We start from the raw sequence: 16,528 nt of genomic DNA on the forward strand, positions 1-16,528 counted from the left end.
GGGCCTTGTCCGTTGCGAGGTCCGAGCTGCAGCTCGGGCCGTAGTCCGAGGCCTGCCCGGACCCGCGCCTCGAACGCCGGCGGGGCTGAACGCTCCAGCCCCGCCGGCGTTCGAGGCGCGGGGTGCGGGGCGGAGCCCCGGCGACGGGCCGGCAGGCGAGGTTGCTTCCGCGGTTCGGCTGGTCGACGCGGGCGCGGGGATTCCCGCGGCGCGGCTGGTCGACGGGGACGACGAGGCGCGGCGGGCGGCCGCCTGGGTGCTGCGCGACCACGTCGTCGTCGGCACGCTCGACGCGGCCGAAGCCCTCGTCGCGGCGCGGCCCGACGCGGTGGCCGTGACCCTCGACGGAGACGTGCTCGGAGCGCACCTCGCGCACGGCGGCTCCGCCGGGGCGCCCAGCCTGATCGAGGTGCAGGCCGCCGTCGACGAGGCGGCGGCGGAGCTGACCGCGCTGGACGAGCGCTGTGCGGAACTGGCCGAGGCCCAGACGGCCGCCCGGTCCCGGCGCCAGGACGCGGCCGCCCTGGTCGAGGAGCTCGCCGAGCGCCGCCGCGCCGCGGAGCAGGCCCGCGCCGGCGTCGCGCAGCAGCTCGGGCGGCTCGCCGGGCAGGCGAAGGGGGCCGCCGGCGAAGCCGAGCGCAGCGCCGCCGCCGCGGCCAAGGCCCAGGACGCGCTGGAGCAGGCGCTGGCCGACGTGGAGGAGTGCGCGGAACGGCTCGCGACGGCCGAGGAACTGCCGGTGGACGAGGAGCCGGACAGCTCCCGCCGGGACCGGCTCGCGGCCGACGGGGCCAACGCGCGGCAGACCGAGATGGAGGCCCGGCTGCAGCTGCGGACCCATGAGGAGCGGGTCAAGGGGCTGGCCGGACGGGCCGATTCCCTCGACCGCGCGGCCCGGGCGGAACGCGAGGCCCGGGCCCGCGCCGAGCGGCGCCGGGCGCGGCTGCGGCACGAGGCGGAAGTGGCCCGGGCGGTGGCCGACGGCTCCCGGCAGCTCCTCGCGCACGTGGAGGTCTCGCTGCTGCGGGCCGACGAGGAGCGCGTCGCGGCCGAACGGGCGAAGGGCCTGCGCGAGCGGGAGCTCGGCGAGGCGCGCAACCGCGGACGGGAATTGAAGGGGGAACTCGACAAGCTCACCGACTCCGTCCACCGCGGCGAGGTGCTCGGCGCCGAGCAGCGGCTGCGCATCGAGGCGGTGGAGGCCAGGGCGCTGGAGGAGTTCGGCATGGAGTCCGCCGGGCTCGTCGCCGAGTACGGCCCCGATCAGCCGGTGCCGCCGTCCCCGCCCGCCGAGGGCGAGGAGCTGCCCGAGGACCCGGAGCACCCGCGCAACCGGCCCGGCCCCTTCGTCCGCGCCCAGCAGGAGAAGCGGCTCAAGGCGGCCGAACGCGCCTACCAGCAGCTCGGCAAGGTCAATCCGCTCGCGCTGGAGGAGTTCGCGGCGCTGGAGGAGCGCCACCAGTTCCTCAGCGAGCAGCTGGAGGATCTGCGCAAGACGAGAGCCGATCTCCTTCAAGTGGTGAAGGAGGTCGACGAGCGCGTCGAGCAGGTGTTCACCGAGGCCTACCGGGACACGGCCCGGGAGTTCGAGGGGGTGTTCTCGCGGCTGTTCCCCGGCGGCGAAGGCCGGCTGATCCTGACCGACCCCGACAACATGCTGGCCACCGGTGTCGACGTCGAGGCCCGCCCACCGGGCAAGAAGGTCAAGCGGCTGTCGCTGCTCTCCGGCGGCGAGCGGTCGCTGACGGCCGTGGCCCTGCTGGTGTCCATCTTCAAGGCGCGCCCCAGCCCGTTCTACGTGATGGACGAGGTGGAGGCCGCGCTCGACGACACCAACCTGCAGCGGCTGATCCGGATCATGGAGGAGCTCCAGGAGAGCTCGCAGCTGATCGTGATCACGCACCAGAAGCGGACGATGGAGGTCGCGGACGCCCTGTACGGCGTCTCGATGCAGGGAGACGGGGTCTCCAAGGTCATCAGTCAGCGTCTGCGCTGACCGCGCTCACTTCAGAAAGTGAACGCTGTGGCTCTCTTCACTCGGGCTTGGCGGTTTTTCATCGGCTATTGACTTCAGAAAGTGAAGCCATAAGCTCTGGTTGCCGTGTCCGACGTTCAGGTGGTGGTGAGCAGTTTGCTGTGCGCCACTGGAGGAACACGCGTAAAGACGTACACCCCCACACCGCCCGCCGTCGGCGTCGGGCCCAGGAGCACACCTTGACCAGCACAGCGAACGCACCCGCGTCCGGCAGTGGCCGGGAGGCACGCCCCGACCACCTCGGGCACGTCATCTTCATCGCCGCGGCCGCGGCGATGGGCGGTTTCCTCTTCGGCTACGACAGCTCCGTCATCAACGGCGCCGTCGTCGCCATCCGCGAACGGTTCGACGTCGGGTCCGCGGCGCTCGCCCAGGTGATCGCCGCCGCCCTGATCGGCTGCGCGTTCGGCGCCGCCACCGCCGGCCGCATCGCTGACCGGATCGGCCGAATCCGTTGCATGCAGATCGCCGCGATCCTCTTCACCGCGAGCGCCATCGGCTCGGCCCTGCCGTTCGCCCTGTGGGACCTGGCGATGTGGCGCGTCATCGGCGGCTTCGGCATCGGCATGGCCTCCGTCATCGGCCCCGCCTACATCGCCGAGGTGTCCCCGGCCGCCTACCGCGGCCGTCTCGCCTCCTTCCAGCAGGCCGCCATCGTCATCGGCATCGCCGTCTCCCAGCTCGTCAACTGGGCCATCCTCAACATGGCCGACGGCGACCAGCGCGGCGAGATCGCCGGCCTGGAGGCCTGGCAGTGGATGCTCGGCATCATGGTCATCCCGGCCGTGATCTACGGGCTGATGTCCTTCGTCATCCCGGAGTCCCCCCGCTACCTGATCTCCGTCGGCCGCACCGAGCAGGCCAAGGAGGTGCTGCGCGAGGTCGAGGGTTCGAAGATCGACATCGACGCGCGCGCCGCCGAGATCGACCGCGCCATGCGCTCCGAGCACAAGTCCACCTTCAAGGACCTGCTCGGCGGCCGCTTCGGCTTCCTGCCGATCGTCTGGATCGGCATCGGACTCTCCGTCTTCCAGCAGCTCGTCGGCATCAACGTGATCTTCTACTACAGCTCCTCGCTGTGGCAGTCCGTCGGCATCGACCCGTCCAGCTCGTTCTTCTACTCCTTCACCACGTCGATCATCAACATCATCGGCACGGTGATCGCGATGGTCCTCGTCGACAGGCTGGGCCGCAAGCCGCTCGCCCTCATCGGTTCCGCGGGCATGGCGATCTCCCTCGGGATCGCCGCGTGGGCCTTCTCCTTCAAGGAGGGCACGGGCGACAACATCACCATGCCCGACACCCAGGGCACGGTCGCGCTGATCGCCGCGCACTCCTTCGTGCTCTTCTTCGCCCTGTCCTGGGGCGTGGTGGTCTGGGTGCTGCTCGGCGAGATGTTCCCCAACCGCATCCGGGCCGCGGCGCTCGGTGTCGCCGCCGCGGCCCAGTGGATCGCCAACTGGGTCATCACCGTCACGTTCCCGACGCTCTCGGACTGGAACCTGTCCGGCGCGTACATGATCTACACGTTCTTCGCCCTGCTCTCGATCCCGTTCATCCTCAAGTGGGTGCCGGAGACCAAGGGCAAGGCGCTGGAGGAGATGGGGTAACCATCCCCGCCACCACCCCTCTCCTCGATACTGCCCCGGCTCAGTCCTTGAGCCGGGGCAGTACCCGTTCGCACAGCAGGTGCAGGCTGCGCCAGCCCTCGTCCAGCGGCATCCCGCCGCACAGTGGGTGCAGGACCAGGTTCCCCGCCTCGCCCGCGCCCCGGGCGTACGCGACGGCCTCGTCCGGGGTGAGGATCCGGTACACGCCCTCCGCGCGCAGCTCCGCCACCGAGCGCGCGCCCGACCGTACGGCGCTGCGGATGTCCTTGGACTGCCAGGAGGCGTACATCCCGGCCTCGTGGAGGAAGCGCTCGCCGTGCTCCGCCCAGACCCGGTCCGGGTCCTCCGCGATGTGCAGCAGCGGGGTCTCGGCCGCCGGCATCATGCAGAAGCCCTCCGTGCCGTACTCCGCGAGCTTCGCCTGGTAGTACGCCTCCAGCTCCGGCAGGTGTGCGCTGGGGAAGAACGGCAGCCCCAGCCGGGCCGCGCGGCGGGCCGCCGCCTCGGAGCTGCCGCCGACCAACAGCAGCGGGTGCGGCTGCGTGAAGGGCCGCGGGGTGACCCGTACGGTACGGCCGCAGTACTCGAACGGCTCGCCGGTCCACGCCTTCAGCAGGGTCTCCAGCAGCTCGTCCTGGAGCCTGCCGCGCCGGCCCCACTCCACGCCGTGCTGCTCGTACTCCTCGGGCCGGTAGCCGATGCCCGCGACCGTCACGAGGCGCCCGCCGCTCAGCAGGTCGAGGACGGCGATGTCCTCGGCCACCTTCAGCGGGTCGTACAGCGGCCCGATGATCGCCGAGACGGTGACGGCGATCCGGCGGGTGGCGCCGAAGACGGCGCCCGCGAAGGCGAAGGGGGAGGGCAGCCAGTTGTTGTCGGTGCCGTGGTGCTCCTCGGTCTGGATGGTGTCGATCCCGCGGTCGTCCGCGTACCGGGCCATCTCCAGGGCCGCCTTGTAGCGGGCGGAGAGGGACTCGGGGGTGCCGTTCGGGTCGACGAGATTGAACCGGGCCACGGTGATGGGCATGGAGGAGTCCCCCTTCGCCGGATGTGGGTGGGCGGGCGAAGGGGGACGTTAGCTGACGTGGCGTCAGTTGGACAGGGATCCGGCGAGCGCGGGCTCCTCCGCCGGGGCCGCGCCGGGCTCCGGCTCCGCGGGAGCCGTGCGCGGCAGGACGGCGTACAGCACGCCCGAAGTCACGATGCCGGCCACCCAGCCGAGGCCGTTGCGCCCGATCCAGGTGGTCGCGAGCGGCCCGCTGAACCAGTCCACCGAGGTGAACAGCAGCCCGACCACCAGGGCCAGGGCCCACGCGGTCATGGCCTGCCAGGCGAAACCGCCCTTGTACCAGTAGGCGCTGGTCCGCGTGGTGTCCAGCAGCGCGGCCCCGTCGTAGGTCCGCCGGCGCAGCATGTCCACGCCGAAGACGCCGATCCATGCGGAGAAGGCGACGGCCAGCAGCGTCAGGAAGGAGATGAAGGAGCCGAAGAAGCTCGTCGCGACCACCATCAGCAGGAAGCCGAAGACCAGGCTGATGGCCGCGTTGACGCTGACCGCCCACGCCCGCGGGACCTTGATGCCGAGGGTCTGCACGGTGAAGCCGGCCGAGTACATGGACATCGAGTTGATCAGCAGCATCCCGACGAGCGCGACGAGCAGGTACGGGACCGCGATCCAGGTCGGGAGCAGCTCCCCGATGAAGGACACGGGGTCCTGGGCGGTGGCCAGGTCCGGGGTGCCGACGGCCATGACCGCGCCCATCAGGACCATCGGGAGGACGACGACACCGGCGCCGCCGATCGTCGCGCCCACCAGCCCCTTGGAGGAGGCGGTGCGCGGCAGGTACCGAGTGAAGTCGGGGCCCGAGGGCACCCAGCTGATGCCGCCGGCCGCGATGGTGCCGATGCCCGCGATCATCATCGCGGTGGAGCCGGCCGGCTTGCCGAGGACGGCGGACCAGTCGGTCGTGAACAGCAGGTACCCGAGGACGAGCACGCTGAAGGCCCCGAAGAGGTACGTCGACCACGTGGAGCAGGCGCGCAGCGCCTTGATGCCGAGGCCCGAGACCACGAAGGTGCAGCCCACGAAGAACAGCAGGGTGACGACGATGAGCGGGGTGTTGCTCTTGATCCCGAAGAGCAGGTCGAGCACGGTCAGCACGGCATAGGCGCCGCTCACCGCGTTGATCGTCTCCCAGCCCCACCGGGCCACCCAGATCAGGGAGCCCGGGAAGAGGTTGCCGCGCTGCCCGAACACGGCCCGGGACAGGGCCATGCCCGGAGCTCCGCCGCGCTTGCCGGCGATGGATATCAGCCCGACGAGCCCGTACGAGACGACCGGCGCGGCGACCGCGACGACGAGCACCTGCCAGATGTTCAGCTTGTTGAAGATCACCAGACCCGCGCCCATGGTCAGCAGCAGCACGCTGATGTTGGCGGCGACCCACGTGGGGACGAGGTCGCGGACCCGGCCCCCGCGCTCGCTGTCCGGGACGGGCTCCAGCCCGCGGGTCTCGATCGCGGTTTCGGTTCCGCCGTCGGCGGGCTCGGCAGGCATGCGGCTGCTCCGTGGGGGAGGGACGAGGGGAAGTCGCCCATCATCGTAGATGTGCCGCTAAGAGCACAAACAGAGCCTTACGTCCCGGTGTGACGCCCGGGGTCCGAGCTCCGGGCCGCCCGTGGCCGATACTGGTGAGGTTATGGACATCCTCATCCTTGCTGTAGTCATCGCCCTGGTCGCGGTCGGCGCGATCAGCGGGCTCGTGGTCAGCAGCCGCAAGAAGAAGCAGCTGCCCCCGGCACCGCCCAGCTCGCCGACCATCACTGCCCCGCCTGCCGAACCGCAGGTGGGGGAGGACGCCGTAGAGACGGCGGAAGAGCCGCGCCGCACGATCGAGGAGGTCGGACTCCCGCAGGCGGAGGTCGAGGCCCCGGTCGAGGCGCCGGCCGCCGAGCCCGAGGCCCCGGCCGCACCCGCGATCGAGGTGCCCGAGCCCACCGCCGGCCGCCTGGTCCGGCTGCGCGCCCGCCTCGCCCGGTCGCAGAACTCCCTCGGCAAGGGGCTGCTCACGCTGCTCTCGCGGGAACACCTCGACGAGGACACCTGGGAGGAGATCGAGGAGACCCTCCTCATCGCCGACGTCGGCGTCGTGCCCACCCAGGAGCTCGTCGGCCGGCTCCGCGACAGGGTCAAGGTGCTCGGCACCCGCACCCCCGCGGACCTGCGCGCCCTGCTCAAGGAGGAGCTGCTGACCCTGGTCGGCACCGACTTCGACCGCGCCGTGAAGACGGAGAGCGGCGAGGACACGCCCGGCGTGATCATGGTCGTCGGCGTCAACGGCACCGGCAAGACCACCACCACCGGCAAGCTGGCCCGGGTGCTCGTCGCCGACGGCCGCAGCGTGGTGCTCGGCGCGGCCGACACCTTCCGCGCCGCCGCCGCCGACCAGCTGCAGACCTGGGGCGACCGCGTCGGCGCCCGTACCGTGCGCGGCCCCGAGGGCGGCGACCCGGCCTCGATCGCCTACGACGCGGTCAAGGAGGGCATCGCCGAGGGCGCCGACGTGGTGCTCATCGACACCGCCGGCCGCCTGCACACCAAGACCGGCCTCATGGACGAGCTCGGCAAGGTCAAGCGCGTCGTCGAGAAGCACGGCCCGCTGGACGAGATCCTGCTGGTTCTCGACGCCACCACCGGGCAGAACGGCCTGACCCAGGCCCGCGTCTTCGCCGAGGTCGTGGACATCACCGGCATCGTGCTGACCAAGCTCGACGGCACGGCCAAGGGCGGCATCGTCGTCGCCGTCCAGCGCGAACTGGGCGTCCCGGTCAAGCTCGTCGGACTCGGCGAGGGTGCGGACGACCTGGCCCCCTTCGAGCCGGAGGCGTTCGTCGACGCGCTCATCGGCGACTGAGCGCGGTCTGCGCGCACCACGGGTGCCCCCGAGTTCCGCACCGGAACGCGGGGGCACCGTTGCGTGGGGGGTGCGGGCGCCGGTGCGCCTACCGGCGCGAGCGGTGGCAGATGTAGGCGAGGGTGCCCAGCAGCAGCCGGGCCTGCGGCGGGCCCCCGGCGCAGTCCAGCGCGGGCGGCCGCAGCCAGCCGACCTGGCCGAGCCCGGCCCGGTCCGAGGGCGGGGCCGTCACGTAGGCCCCGTGGCCCAGGGCCCGCAGGTCGAGGTCGGCGTCGTCCCAGCCCATCCGGTACAGCAGCTGGGGCAGTTCGGCAGCCGCGCCCGGGGCCACGAAGAACTGCGCCCGGGCGTCCGCGGTCACGATGACCGGGCCGAGCGGCAGCCCCATCCGCTCCAGCCGCACCAGCGCCCGCCGCCCGGCCTCCTCGCAGACCTCGATGACGTCGAAGCTGCGGCCCACGGGGAGCAGCACCGCGGCGCCCGGGTAGTCGCCCCAGGCCTCGGTGACCTCGTCCAGCGTGGCCCCGGCCTTGACCGTGGGTGCGAAGGGGAGCGGATGCGCCCCGGGGGAGACGCACTCCGCGTCCCCGCAGGAACAGTCGCGGGCGGGCGCCGCGGCGCGGGCGCCGGGGACCACGTCCCAGCCCCACAGCCCGGTGTACTCCGCCACCGCCGTGCACTCCGAGGTCCGGCCGCGGCGCCGGGTGCCGGAACGGAACTCCCTGGTGCCGCGGCTGCCGCCGATCGTGAAGCCCATGCCCATGCCCCCTCCAACGGGTCGGACGCGCCGGTGGTTACGACGCCGGTGGTGACGGCGTCGTCGGAACCGGCGGAACCGGCGGACCGCGGTCCGCCACGGGGTGCCCTCCGCGGGTGGCCCGGCGCACTCCTCGCCGCGCGCGCCCCGAGCGCACTCCAGTCCATCCGATCCGTTTCACCTCCGTGTCAAGTGAATCGCGCCTGGCCGGTGGCGAGTTCATTCGAAGGGGTGGCGAATGGTGGCGTTTCTGGAATCGACCTCGCCGCAGGGGTGATCGTAGGATTACTTTCGGTACACGAACCCCAAAGGCAGGCCCGTCCGTGGGTATGCCGGAGGCAATGTGTGAAGGACCTGTGAAGGTCCGTGGCGGCGCCCTGCGCCCCGGCCAGGGTTTCGTGTGGAAGAGGCTGAGCGGATGGGGGCGTTCCAGTGAGCGGCAATGGCGCAAGCGGAACGATCGAGGACGCTGCCGCGCGCAACGACCAGCTGACCTCGTGGTTCGTCCGCAGCGGCTGGTCCAAGGGCGAACTCGCCCGGCAGGTCAACCGCCGGGCCCGCCAGATGGGCGCCCACCACATCAGCACGGACACCTCCCGGGTGCGCCGCTGGCTGGACGGCGAACAGCCCCGCGAGCCCGTCCCGCGCATCCTGTCCGAGCTGTTCTCCGAGCGCTTCGGCTCCGTCGTGGCCATCGAGCAGCTCGGCCTGCGCACCGCCCACCAGACCCCCTCCGTCTCCGGGGTCGACCTGCCCTGGGCCGGCCCGCAGACCGTCGAGCTGCTCGGCGAGTTCTCCCGCAGCGACCTGATGCTGGCCCGCCGCGGCTTCCTCGGGACCTCGCTCGCGCTCTCCGCCGGCCCCGCCCTCATCGAGCCCATGCAGCGCTGGCTGGTGCCGGTCCCGGCCGCCGACCCGGGACCGCGCACCGCGGGGGCGACGGGGGCCCTCGGCGGCCACCGCCCGCCCCGGCTCTCCGAACCGGAACTCGACCTCCTCGACGCCACCACCGTCATGTTCCGCCAGTGGGACGCCCAGTGCGGGGGCGGGCTGCGCCGCAAGGCCGTCGTGGGCCAGCTCCACGAGGTCACCGACCTGCTCCAGGAGAACCACCCCGCCCCGGTCATGAAGCGGCTCTTCAAGGTCGCCGCCGAGCTGGCCGAGCTGGCCGGCTGGATGAGCTACGACATCGGCCTGCACCCCACCGCGCAGAAGTACTTCGTCCTCGCCCTGCACGCCGCGAAGGAGGCCGGCGACAAGCCGCTCGGCTCGTACATCCTCTCCGGCATGAGCCGCCAGATGATCCACCTGGGCCGCCCCGAGGACGCCCTCGAACTCATCCACCTCGCGCAGTACGGCAGCCGCGACTGCGCCGGCCCGCGCACCCAGGCCATGCTGTATGCGATGGAGGCCCGCGCGTACGCCAACATGGGCCAGCCCAGCCGCTGCAAGCGGGCCGTGCGGATGGCCGAGGACACCTTCTCCGACGTCGCCTTCGGCGGCGAGCCCGAGCCCGACTGGATCCGCTTCTTCTCCGAGGCCGAGCTGAACGGCGAGAACTCCCACTCGTACCGGGACCTGGCCTACGTGGCCGGGCGCAGCCCCATGTACGCCTCCCTCGCGGAGCCGGTCATGGAGCGGGCCGTCGAGCTCTTCGAGAAGGACGAGGAGCACCAGCGCTCCTACGCCCTCAACCTCATCGGCCTGGCCACCGTCCACCTGCTCCAGCGCGAGCCGGAGCAGGCGGCGGCCCTCGTCGACATGGCCCTCGACGTGGCGGGAAAGGTACGGTCCGAACGGGTGAACACGCGCCTGCGCAAGACCGTCGACAGCGCCGCCCGTGAGTACGGCGACGTCGCCGAGGTGGTCCGGCTCACCGACCACCTCGCCTCACGGCTCCCCGAAGCCGCGGAGGCCGTCTGACGGCCCGCGCGGCCGCCCCTCAGGCCCCGGCCGCGGCAGTCACCCCGTGAAGCCCGATCAGGCTCCCCCAGCCAGGACGTCCGGGTCACCGCCGCGGCCGGTTGCACCACCCGCACAGTTCATGGACGCGTAACACGCCCGACCTCTTCGTCATCGGCGCGAAACACCCAGCGGCGCCGCCGGAAACCGGCCTGCGCGAATCTCATGGCCAATAACCGGCCAGTTCCCAATGCCGCCGCTCAGGTTTTCACGATCGCCCGCACGCGAACGTACCGACGACGAGGAGACGCCGATGGCATCAGCCATCACGACCCTCGCGGCAGACGCCCCGACGCTGTCTGCCGCGAACACCGGGTTCATGCTCATCTGCTCCGCCCTGGTCATGCTGATGACCCCGGGACTCGCCTTCTTCTACGGAGGCATGGTCCGCGTCAAGAGCAGCCTCAACATGCTGATGATGAGCTTCATCAGCCTGGGGATCGTCACGATCCTCTGGGTCCTCTACGGCTTCAGCCTCGCCTTCGGCACCGACTCCGGCTCCCTCATCGGCTGGAACTCCGACTACGTGGGCCTCAGCGGCATCGGGATCACCGAGCTGTGGGACGGCTACACCATCCCGGTCTACGTCTTCGCCGTCTTCCAGCTGATGTTCGCCGTCATCACCCCGGCCCTGATCAGCGGCGCCCTCGCCGACCGCGTGAAGTTCAGCGCCTGGGCCCTGTTCACCGTCCTGTGGGTCACCGTCGTCTACTTCCCCGTCGCCCACTGGGTCTGGGGCGCGGGCGGCTGGCTCTTCGAGCTCGGCGTCATCGACTTCGCGGGCGGCACGGCCGTCCACATCAACGCCGGCGCCGCCGCCCTCGGCGTGATCCTGGTCATCGGCAAGCGCGTCGGCTTCAAGAAGGACCCGATGCGCCCGCACAGCCTGCCGCTCGTGATGCTCGGCGCCGGTCTGCTGTGGTTCGGCTGGTTCGGCTTCAACGCGGGCTCCTGGCTCGGCAACGACGACGGCGTCGGCGCGGTCATGTTCGTCAACACCCAGGTCGCCACCGCCGCCGCCATGCTCGCCTGGCTCGGCTACGAGAAGCTGCGCCACGGCTCCTTCACCACCCTCGGTGCCGCCTCCGGCGCGGTCGCCGGCCTCGTCGCCATCACCCCCTCCGGCGGTGCGGTCAGCCCGCTCGGGGCCATCGCGGTCGGCGCCATCGCCGGTGTGCTCTGCGCCATGGCGGTCGGCCTCAAGTACAAGTTCGGCTACGACGACTCCCTCGACGTGGTCGGCGTCCACCTCGTCGGCGGTGTCGTCGGCTCCCTCCTGGTCGGCCTCTTCGCCACCGGCGGGGTCCAGTCCGACGTGGCCGGCCTCTTCTACGGCGGCGGCCTCGAACAGCTCGGCAAGCAGGCCGTCGGAGTCTTCTCCGTCCTCGCCTACTCTCTGGTGGCGTCCGCGCTGCTCGCCTTCCTCCTCGACAAGACGATCGGGATGCGGGTCAGCGAGGACGTCGAGGTCGCCGGCATCGACCAGGTCGAACACGCCGAGACCGCCTACGACTTCAGCGGAGCCGGTGGCGGCGCGGCCTCGCGCAGCACCGCCGCACCCGCCCCCGCCGCCGCGAGCAAGAAGGTTGACGCATGAAGCTGATCACCGCGATCGTCAAGCCGCACAAGCTGGACGAGATCAAGGAAGCCCTCCAGACCTTCGGAGTGCAGGGCCTCACGGTCACCGAGGCCAGCGGCTACGGCCGCCAGCGCGGCCACACCGAGGTCTACCGCGGTGCCGAGTACCAGGTCGACCTCGTCCCCAAGATCCGCATCGAGGTGCTGGTCGACGACTCCGACGCCGAGGAACTGATCCGCGTCATCGTGAGCGCGGCGGCCACCGGCAAGATCGGTGACGGCAAGGTGTGGAGCGTCCCCGTGGACTCGGTCGTACGGGTCCGCACCGGCGAGCGCGGCGCTGACGCGCTCTAGGTGACGGGAGCTCCTGGGTGACGAGCGTCGAAGAGACCACGGACAACACGGCCGACTCGGGACCCAGCGGATACGCCGCGGCCCGGCTGCGACTCCTCCAGGAGGAGTCGCGGTCCGGGCCTTCGCGGCGTTCCGCCCTGGCCGGGCTGACCGACGACTGGCTGAACGCCCTGTTCACGACCGCCGTGCGGGAGACAGGCGTCCGCGGCGCCACCCTGGTCGCCGTCGGCGGCTACGGGCGGGCCGAACTCTCCCCGCGCAGCGACCTCGACCTGGTGCTGCTGCACGACGGCAAGGCGGAGCCGCGGGCGCTGAGCGCGCTGGCCGACCGCGTCTGGTACCCGGTGTGGGACCTCGGCCTGGCCCTCGACCACTCGGTACGGACCCCCGGCGAGGCCCGCAAGACCGCCGCCGAGGACCTCAAGGTGCAGCTCGGCCTGCTGGACGCACGGACCGTCGCCGGTGACGCCGGACTCCTCGCCGGACTGCGCACCTCCGTCCTGGCCGACTGGCGCAACCAGGCCGCCAAACGGCTCCCGCAACTGCACGCCCTGTGCCGCGAGCGGGCCGAGCGCGCCGGAGAGCTCCGCTTCCTGCTCGAACCCGACCTCAAGGAGGCCCGCGGCGGCCTCCGCGACGTCACCGCGCTGCGGGCGGTCGCGGCCTCCTGGCTGGCCGACGCCCCGCGCGACGGCCTCGCCGAGGCCCGGCGGCGGCTCCTCGACGCGCGGGACGCCCTCCACCTGGTGACCGGCCGGGCCACCGACCGGCTCTCGCTCCAGGAACAGGACCAGGTCGCGGCGCAGCTCGGGCTGCTCGACGCGGACGCGCTGCTGCGCGAGGTGTACGAGGCCGCGCGGGTCGTCGCGTACGCCGGTGACGTGACCTGGCGGGAGGTCGGGCGGGTGCTGCGGGCCCGCGCCGCCCGGCCCCGGCTGCGCGGGCTGCTGGGCGCCCGGGCCGCCGCGGCCGCCGCGCGGGCACCGCTGGCCGAGGGCGTGGTGGAGTCCGACGGGGAGGCCGTACTGGCCCTGGCGGCGCGCCCCGACCGCGATCCCGTCCTGCCCCTGCGGTTCGCCGCGGCCGCCGCGCAGGCGGGTCTGCCCGTATCGCTGCACGCCGTACGCAGGCTCGCGGCGCAGGCCAAACCGCTTCCGGTGCCCTGGCCGGCCGAGGCGCGGGAACAGCTCGTCACCCTGCTCGGAGCGGGGGAGCCCACGGTGGCCGTGTGGGAGGCGCTGGAGGCGGAGGGCCTGATCACGCGGCTGCTGCCGGACTGGGAGCGGGTGCGGTGCCGCCCGCAGCGCAACCCCGTCCACACCTGGACGGTGGACCGCCACCTCATCGAGACGGCGGTGCGGGCCGCGGCCCTCACCCGCCGGGTCGGCCGCCCCGACCTGCTGCTGATGGCGGCCCTCCTGCACGACATCGGCAAGGGCTGGCCGGGCGACCACTCGGTGGCCGGCGAGACCATCGCCCGCGACGTCGCCGCCCGCGTGGGCTTCGACGCGCAGGACGCCGCCGTGCTGGGGGCGCTCGTACGGCACCACCTGCTGCTGATCGACACCGCGACCCGGCGCGACCTGGACGACCCGGCCACGGTCAGCTCGGTCGCCGAGGCCGTCGGGTCGGTGGGCACGCTGGAGATACTGCACGCCCTGACGGAGGCGGACGCCCTGGCCACCGGGCCCGCCGCATGGAGCGCATGGCGGGGCTCGCTGGTGGCGGACCTCGTCGCGCGGGTCGCCGCCGTGCTGCGCGGCACGGCCCCGGAAGTGCGGGAGGCGGAGATCCCGACCACGGAACAGGAACGCCTGGCGGTCGAGGCCCTGCGCACCCGGGAACCGGTGCTCGCGCTCCACGTCCGGCAGGAGGAGGAGGACGCGGTCGGCGGGGAACTGGTCGTGGCCGTACCCGACCAGCCGGGGGTCCTCCCGGCGGTGGCCGGGGTGCTGGCCCTGCACCGGCTCACCGTACGGGCGGCGGACCTGCGCTCCATGGAGCTCCCGGACCGGCTGGGCGAGGTCCTGGTGCTGCGGTGGCGGGTGGCGGCGGAGTACGGCGCGCTGCCCGAGGCCGCGCGGCTGCGCAGCGACCTGGTCCGGGCCCTGGACGGCTCGCTGGACGTCCCCGCGAAGCTGGCCGACCGCGAGGCGGCGTACCCGCGTCGGCGCGGGGTCGTCCCGCCGCCGCCCCGGGTCACGGTCGTCCCGGACGTCTCCTCGCTGGCCACGGTCCTGGAGGTGCGGGCGCCGGACGCGGTGGGCCTGCTGCACCGGATCGGGCGGGCCCTGGAGTCCCGGGGCGTCCGCGTCCGCAGCGCGCACGTCTCCACGCTGGGCGCGAACGCGGTGGACACGCTGTACGTCACCACCGCCGAGGGCAAACCCCTGGAGCCCGCGGAGGCGGCCACCCTGGCGGGGGCGGTGCAGGCGGCCCTGTCGTAGCCACGCGGCACCGCTGCCGGGGGCTGCGCCCCGGCAGCGGTGCCCGGCGGAGCCCGGTTCCGGGAAGGGGCGGGGAGGGGAAAGCCGCCCGCAGGGCCATGCAGGTGGCGCGGCCCGATACCCTGGGGGACGACCACAACGCCCCCGACCCGAGGAATCGCGACCACCGTGTTCGATACGCTCTCCGACCGCTTGGCGAATACCTTCAAGGGCCTGCGCGGCAAAGGCCGGCTGTCCGAGGCTGACATCGACTCCGCGGCCCGGGAAATCCGTATCGCCCTCCTCGAGGCCGACGTCGCCCTCCCGGTCGTCCGCTCCTTCATCGCGAACGTCAAGGAAAGGGCCCGCGGCGAGGAGGTCAGCAAGGCGCTGAACCCCGGCCAGCAGGTCCTGAAGATCGTCAACGACGAGCTCGTCACGATCCTCGGCGGCGAGACCCGGCGGCTGCGCTTCGCCAAGACCGCGCCCACCGTGATCATGCTGGCCGGTCTCCAGGGTGCCGGTAAGACCACCCTCGCCGGAAAGCTCGGCCTCTGGCTCAAGGGGCAGGGCCACACCCCGCTCCTCGTCGCCTGCGACCTCCAGCGCCCCAACGCCGTCAACCAGCTCTCCGTCGTCGCCGACCGCGCCGGCGTGGCCTTCTACGGCCCCCAGCCGGGCAACGGCGTCGGTGACCCGGTCCAGGTCGCCAAGGACTCCGTCGAGTACGCGCGGACCAAGCAGCACGACATCGTCATCGTCGACACCGCCGGCCGCCTCGGCATCGACCAGGAGCTGATGCAGCAGGCCGCGGACATCCGCGACGCCGTCAGCCCCGACGAGATCCTCTTCGTCGTCGACGCCATGATCGGCCAGGACGCGGTCAACACCGCCGAGGCCTTCCGCGACGGCGTCGGCTTCGACGGCGTCGTGCTCTCGAAGCTCGACGGCGACGCCCGCGGTGGTGCCGCGCTCTCCATCGCGCACGTCACCGGCAAGCAGATCATGTTCGCCTCGAACGGCGAGAAGCTCGACGAGTTCGACGCCTTCCACCCGGACCGCATGGCGGGCCGGATCCTCGACATGGGTGACATGCTCACCCTCATCGAGCAGGCCGAGAAGACCTTCTCGCAGGCCGAGGCCGAGAAGATGGCGGCCAAGCTCGCCAAGGGTCCCAAGGAGTTCACGCTCGACGACTTCCTGGCCCAGATGGAGCAGGTCCGCAAGATGGGCTCCATCTCCAAGCTGCTCGGCATGCTGCCCGGCATGGGTCAGATCAAGGACCAGATCAACAACATCGACGAGCGCGACGTGGACCGCACCGCCGCGATCATCAAGTCGATGACCCCGGCCGAGCGCCAGGACCCGACGATCATCAACGGCTCGCGCCGTGCCCGTATCGCCAAGGGTTCCGGCACCGAGGTCAGCGCCGTCAAGTCGCTCGTCGAGCGCTTCTTCGACGCCCGCAAGATGATGTCCCGCATGGCCCAGGGCGGCGGCATGCCGGGCATGCCCGGCATCCCCGGGATGGGCGGCGGCCCCGGCCGGCAGAAGAAGCAGGTCAAGCAGGCCAAGGGCAAGCGCAAGAGCGGCAACCCGATGAAGCGCAAGGAAGAAGAGGCAGCGGCAGCGGCCCGCCGCGAGCAGGGCCCGCAGGAGATCGAGCCCGCGCCCGGCGGCAACCCCTTCGGCCTTCCCGCCGGCGGCGGCCAGCCGGGCCAGGACTTCGACCTTCCGGACGAGTTCAAGAAGTTCATGAAGTAGCACCCGCGCAGGCGCGCAGCGGAGGGCCCCGGTCGTGATCCCACGGCCGGGGCCCTCTGCCGTCTGCGGGGCAAGGGGTCGATTTGTCGCTTATCGTCGGCCGGGAGGATGGCAGAAGGAGGCGCCCC

11 protein-coding genes are annotated in these 16,528 nt (G+C 72.3%); 8 read left to right on the forward strand and 3 right to left on the reverse strand.

The features are described from left to right. The coding region (locus AB0D29_RS29595; RefSeq protein ID WP_362858415.1) for an AAA family ATPase at positions 1 to 1,996 on the forward strand (1,996 nt) is incomplete at its 5' end. A gap of 218 nt (positions 1,997 to 2,214) precedes the next feature. Continuing rightward, complete coding sequence (locus AB0D29_RS29600; RefSeq protein ID WP_362858416.1) at positions 2,215 to 3,645, forward strand: sugar porter family MFS transporter; 1,431 nt, start codon at positions 2,215 to 2,217, stop codon at positions 3,643 to 3,645. 40 nt (positions 3,646 to 3,685) lie between these two features. On the opposite strand, the gene AB0D29_RS29605 is transcribed toward AB0D29_RS29600, so the two are convergent. Beyond that, complete coding sequence (locus tag AB0D29_RS29605; RefSeq protein ID WP_362858417.1) at positions 3,686 to 4,672, reverse strand: LLM class flavin-dependent oxidoreductase; 987 nt, start codon at positions 4,670 to 4,672, stop codon at positions 3,686 to 3,688. Positions 4,673 to 4,735: 63 nt separating this feature from the next. Beyond that, complete coding sequence (locus AB0D29_RS29610; RefSeq protein WP_362858418.1) at positions 4,736 to 6,202, reverse strand: cytosine permease; 1,467 nt, start codon at positions 6,200 to 6,202, stop codon at positions 4,736 to 4,738. A gap of 142 nt (positions 6,203 to 6,344) precedes the next feature. Between AB0D29_RS29610 and ftsY the strand changes: the two genes are divergently transcribed. Continuing rightward, positions 6,345 to 7,559, forward strand: coding sequence for a signal recognition particle-docking protein FtsY (ftsY, locus tag AB0D29_RS29615; protein WP_362858419.1), 1,215 nt, complete (start codon positions 6,345 to 6,347; stop codon positions 7,557 to 7,559). Between the two features lie 88 nt (positions 7,560 to 7,647). On the opposite strand, the gene AB0D29_RS29620 is transcribed toward ftsY, so the two are convergent. Further along, positions 7,648 to 8,316, reverse strand: a complete 669-nt coding sequence (locus AB0D29_RS29620; protein WP_362858421.1) for a bifunctional DNA primase/polymerase — start codon at positions 8,314 to 8,316, stop codon at positions 7,648 to 7,650. Positions 8,317 to 8,805: 489 nt separating this feature from the next. Between AB0D29_RS29620 and AB0D29_RS29625 the strand changes: the two genes are divergently transcribed. The 5 genes from AB0D29_RS29625 (at position 8,806) to ffh (ending at position 16,400) form a co-directional block, all read left to right on the forward strand. Next, complete coding sequence (locus tag AB0D29_RS29625; RefSeq protein WP_362858509.1) at positions 8,806 to 10,239, forward strand: hypothetical protein; 1,434 nt, start codon at positions 8,806 to 8,808, stop codon at positions 10,237 to 10,239. A gap of 292 nt (positions 10,240 to 10,531) precedes the next feature. Continuing rightward, positions 10,532 to 11,875, forward strand: a complete 1,344-nt coding sequence (locus tag AB0D29_RS29630; protein ID WP_362858422.1) for an ammonium transporter — start codon at positions 10,532 to 10,534, stop codon at positions 11,873 to 11,875. Next, the gene (locus tag AB0D29_RS29635) at positions 11,872 to 12,210 is read left to right on the forward strand and encodes a P-II family nitrogen regulator (RefSeq protein WP_030708521.1); all 339 of its coding nucleotides are present in this window, start codon (positions 11,872 to 11,874) and stop codon (positions 12,208 to 12,210) included. Before AB0D29_RS29630 ends, AB0D29_RS29635 begins: the two co-directional genes overlap by 4 nt. A 17-nt stretch (positions 12,211 to 12,227) precedes the next feature. After that, positions 12,228 to 14,657, forward strand: a complete 2,430-nt coding sequence (locus AB0D29_RS29640) for a [protein-PII] uridylyltransferase (protein ID WP_362858424.1) — start codon at positions 12,228 to 12,230, stop codon at positions 14,655 to 14,657. A 168-nt stretch (positions 14,658 to 14,825) separates the two neighbouring features. Then, on the forward strand, positions 14,826 to 16,400 hold the full coding sequence (ffh, locus tag AB0D29_RS29645; protein WP_362858426.1) for a signal recognition particle protein: 1,575 nt from the start codon (positions 14,826 to 14,828) through the stop codon (positions 16,398 to 16,400). The last annotated feature ends 128 nt before the right edge of the window (positions 16,401 to 16,528 follow it).

The organism is Streptomyces sp. NPDC048424 (genome assembly GCF_040651555.1).
Taxonomy (GTDB): Bacteria; Actinomycetota; Actinomycetes; order Streptomycetales; family Streptomycetaceae; genus Streptomyces.

Bases quoted from the DNA above. Each gene is read 5' to 3' on its own strand.
- AB0D29_RS29605 (WP_362858417.1), bottom strand. From the start codon at position 4,672: ATGCCCATCACCGTGGCCCGGTTCAATCTCGTCGACCCGAACGGCACC.
- AB0D29_RS29610 (WP_362858418.1), bottom strand. From the start codon at position 6,202: ATGCCTGCCGAGCCCGCCGACGGCGGAACCGAAACCGCGATCGAGACC.
- ftsY (WP_362858419.1), top strand. From the start codon at position 6,345: ATGGACATCCTCATCCTTGCTGTAGTCATCGCCCTGGTCGCGGTCGGC.
- AB0D29_RS29620 (WP_362858421.1), bottom strand. From the start codon at position 8,316: ATGGGCTTCACGATCGGCGGCAGCCGCGGCACCAGGGAGTTCCGTTCC.
- AB0D29_RS29630 (WP_362858422.1), top strand. From the start codon at position 10,532: ATGGCATCAGCCATCACGACCCTCGCGGCAGACGCCCCGACGCTGTCT.
- AB0D29_RS29635 (WP_030708521.1), top strand. From the start codon at position 11,872: ATGAAGCTGATCACCGCGATCGTCAAGCCGCACAAGCTGGACGAGATC.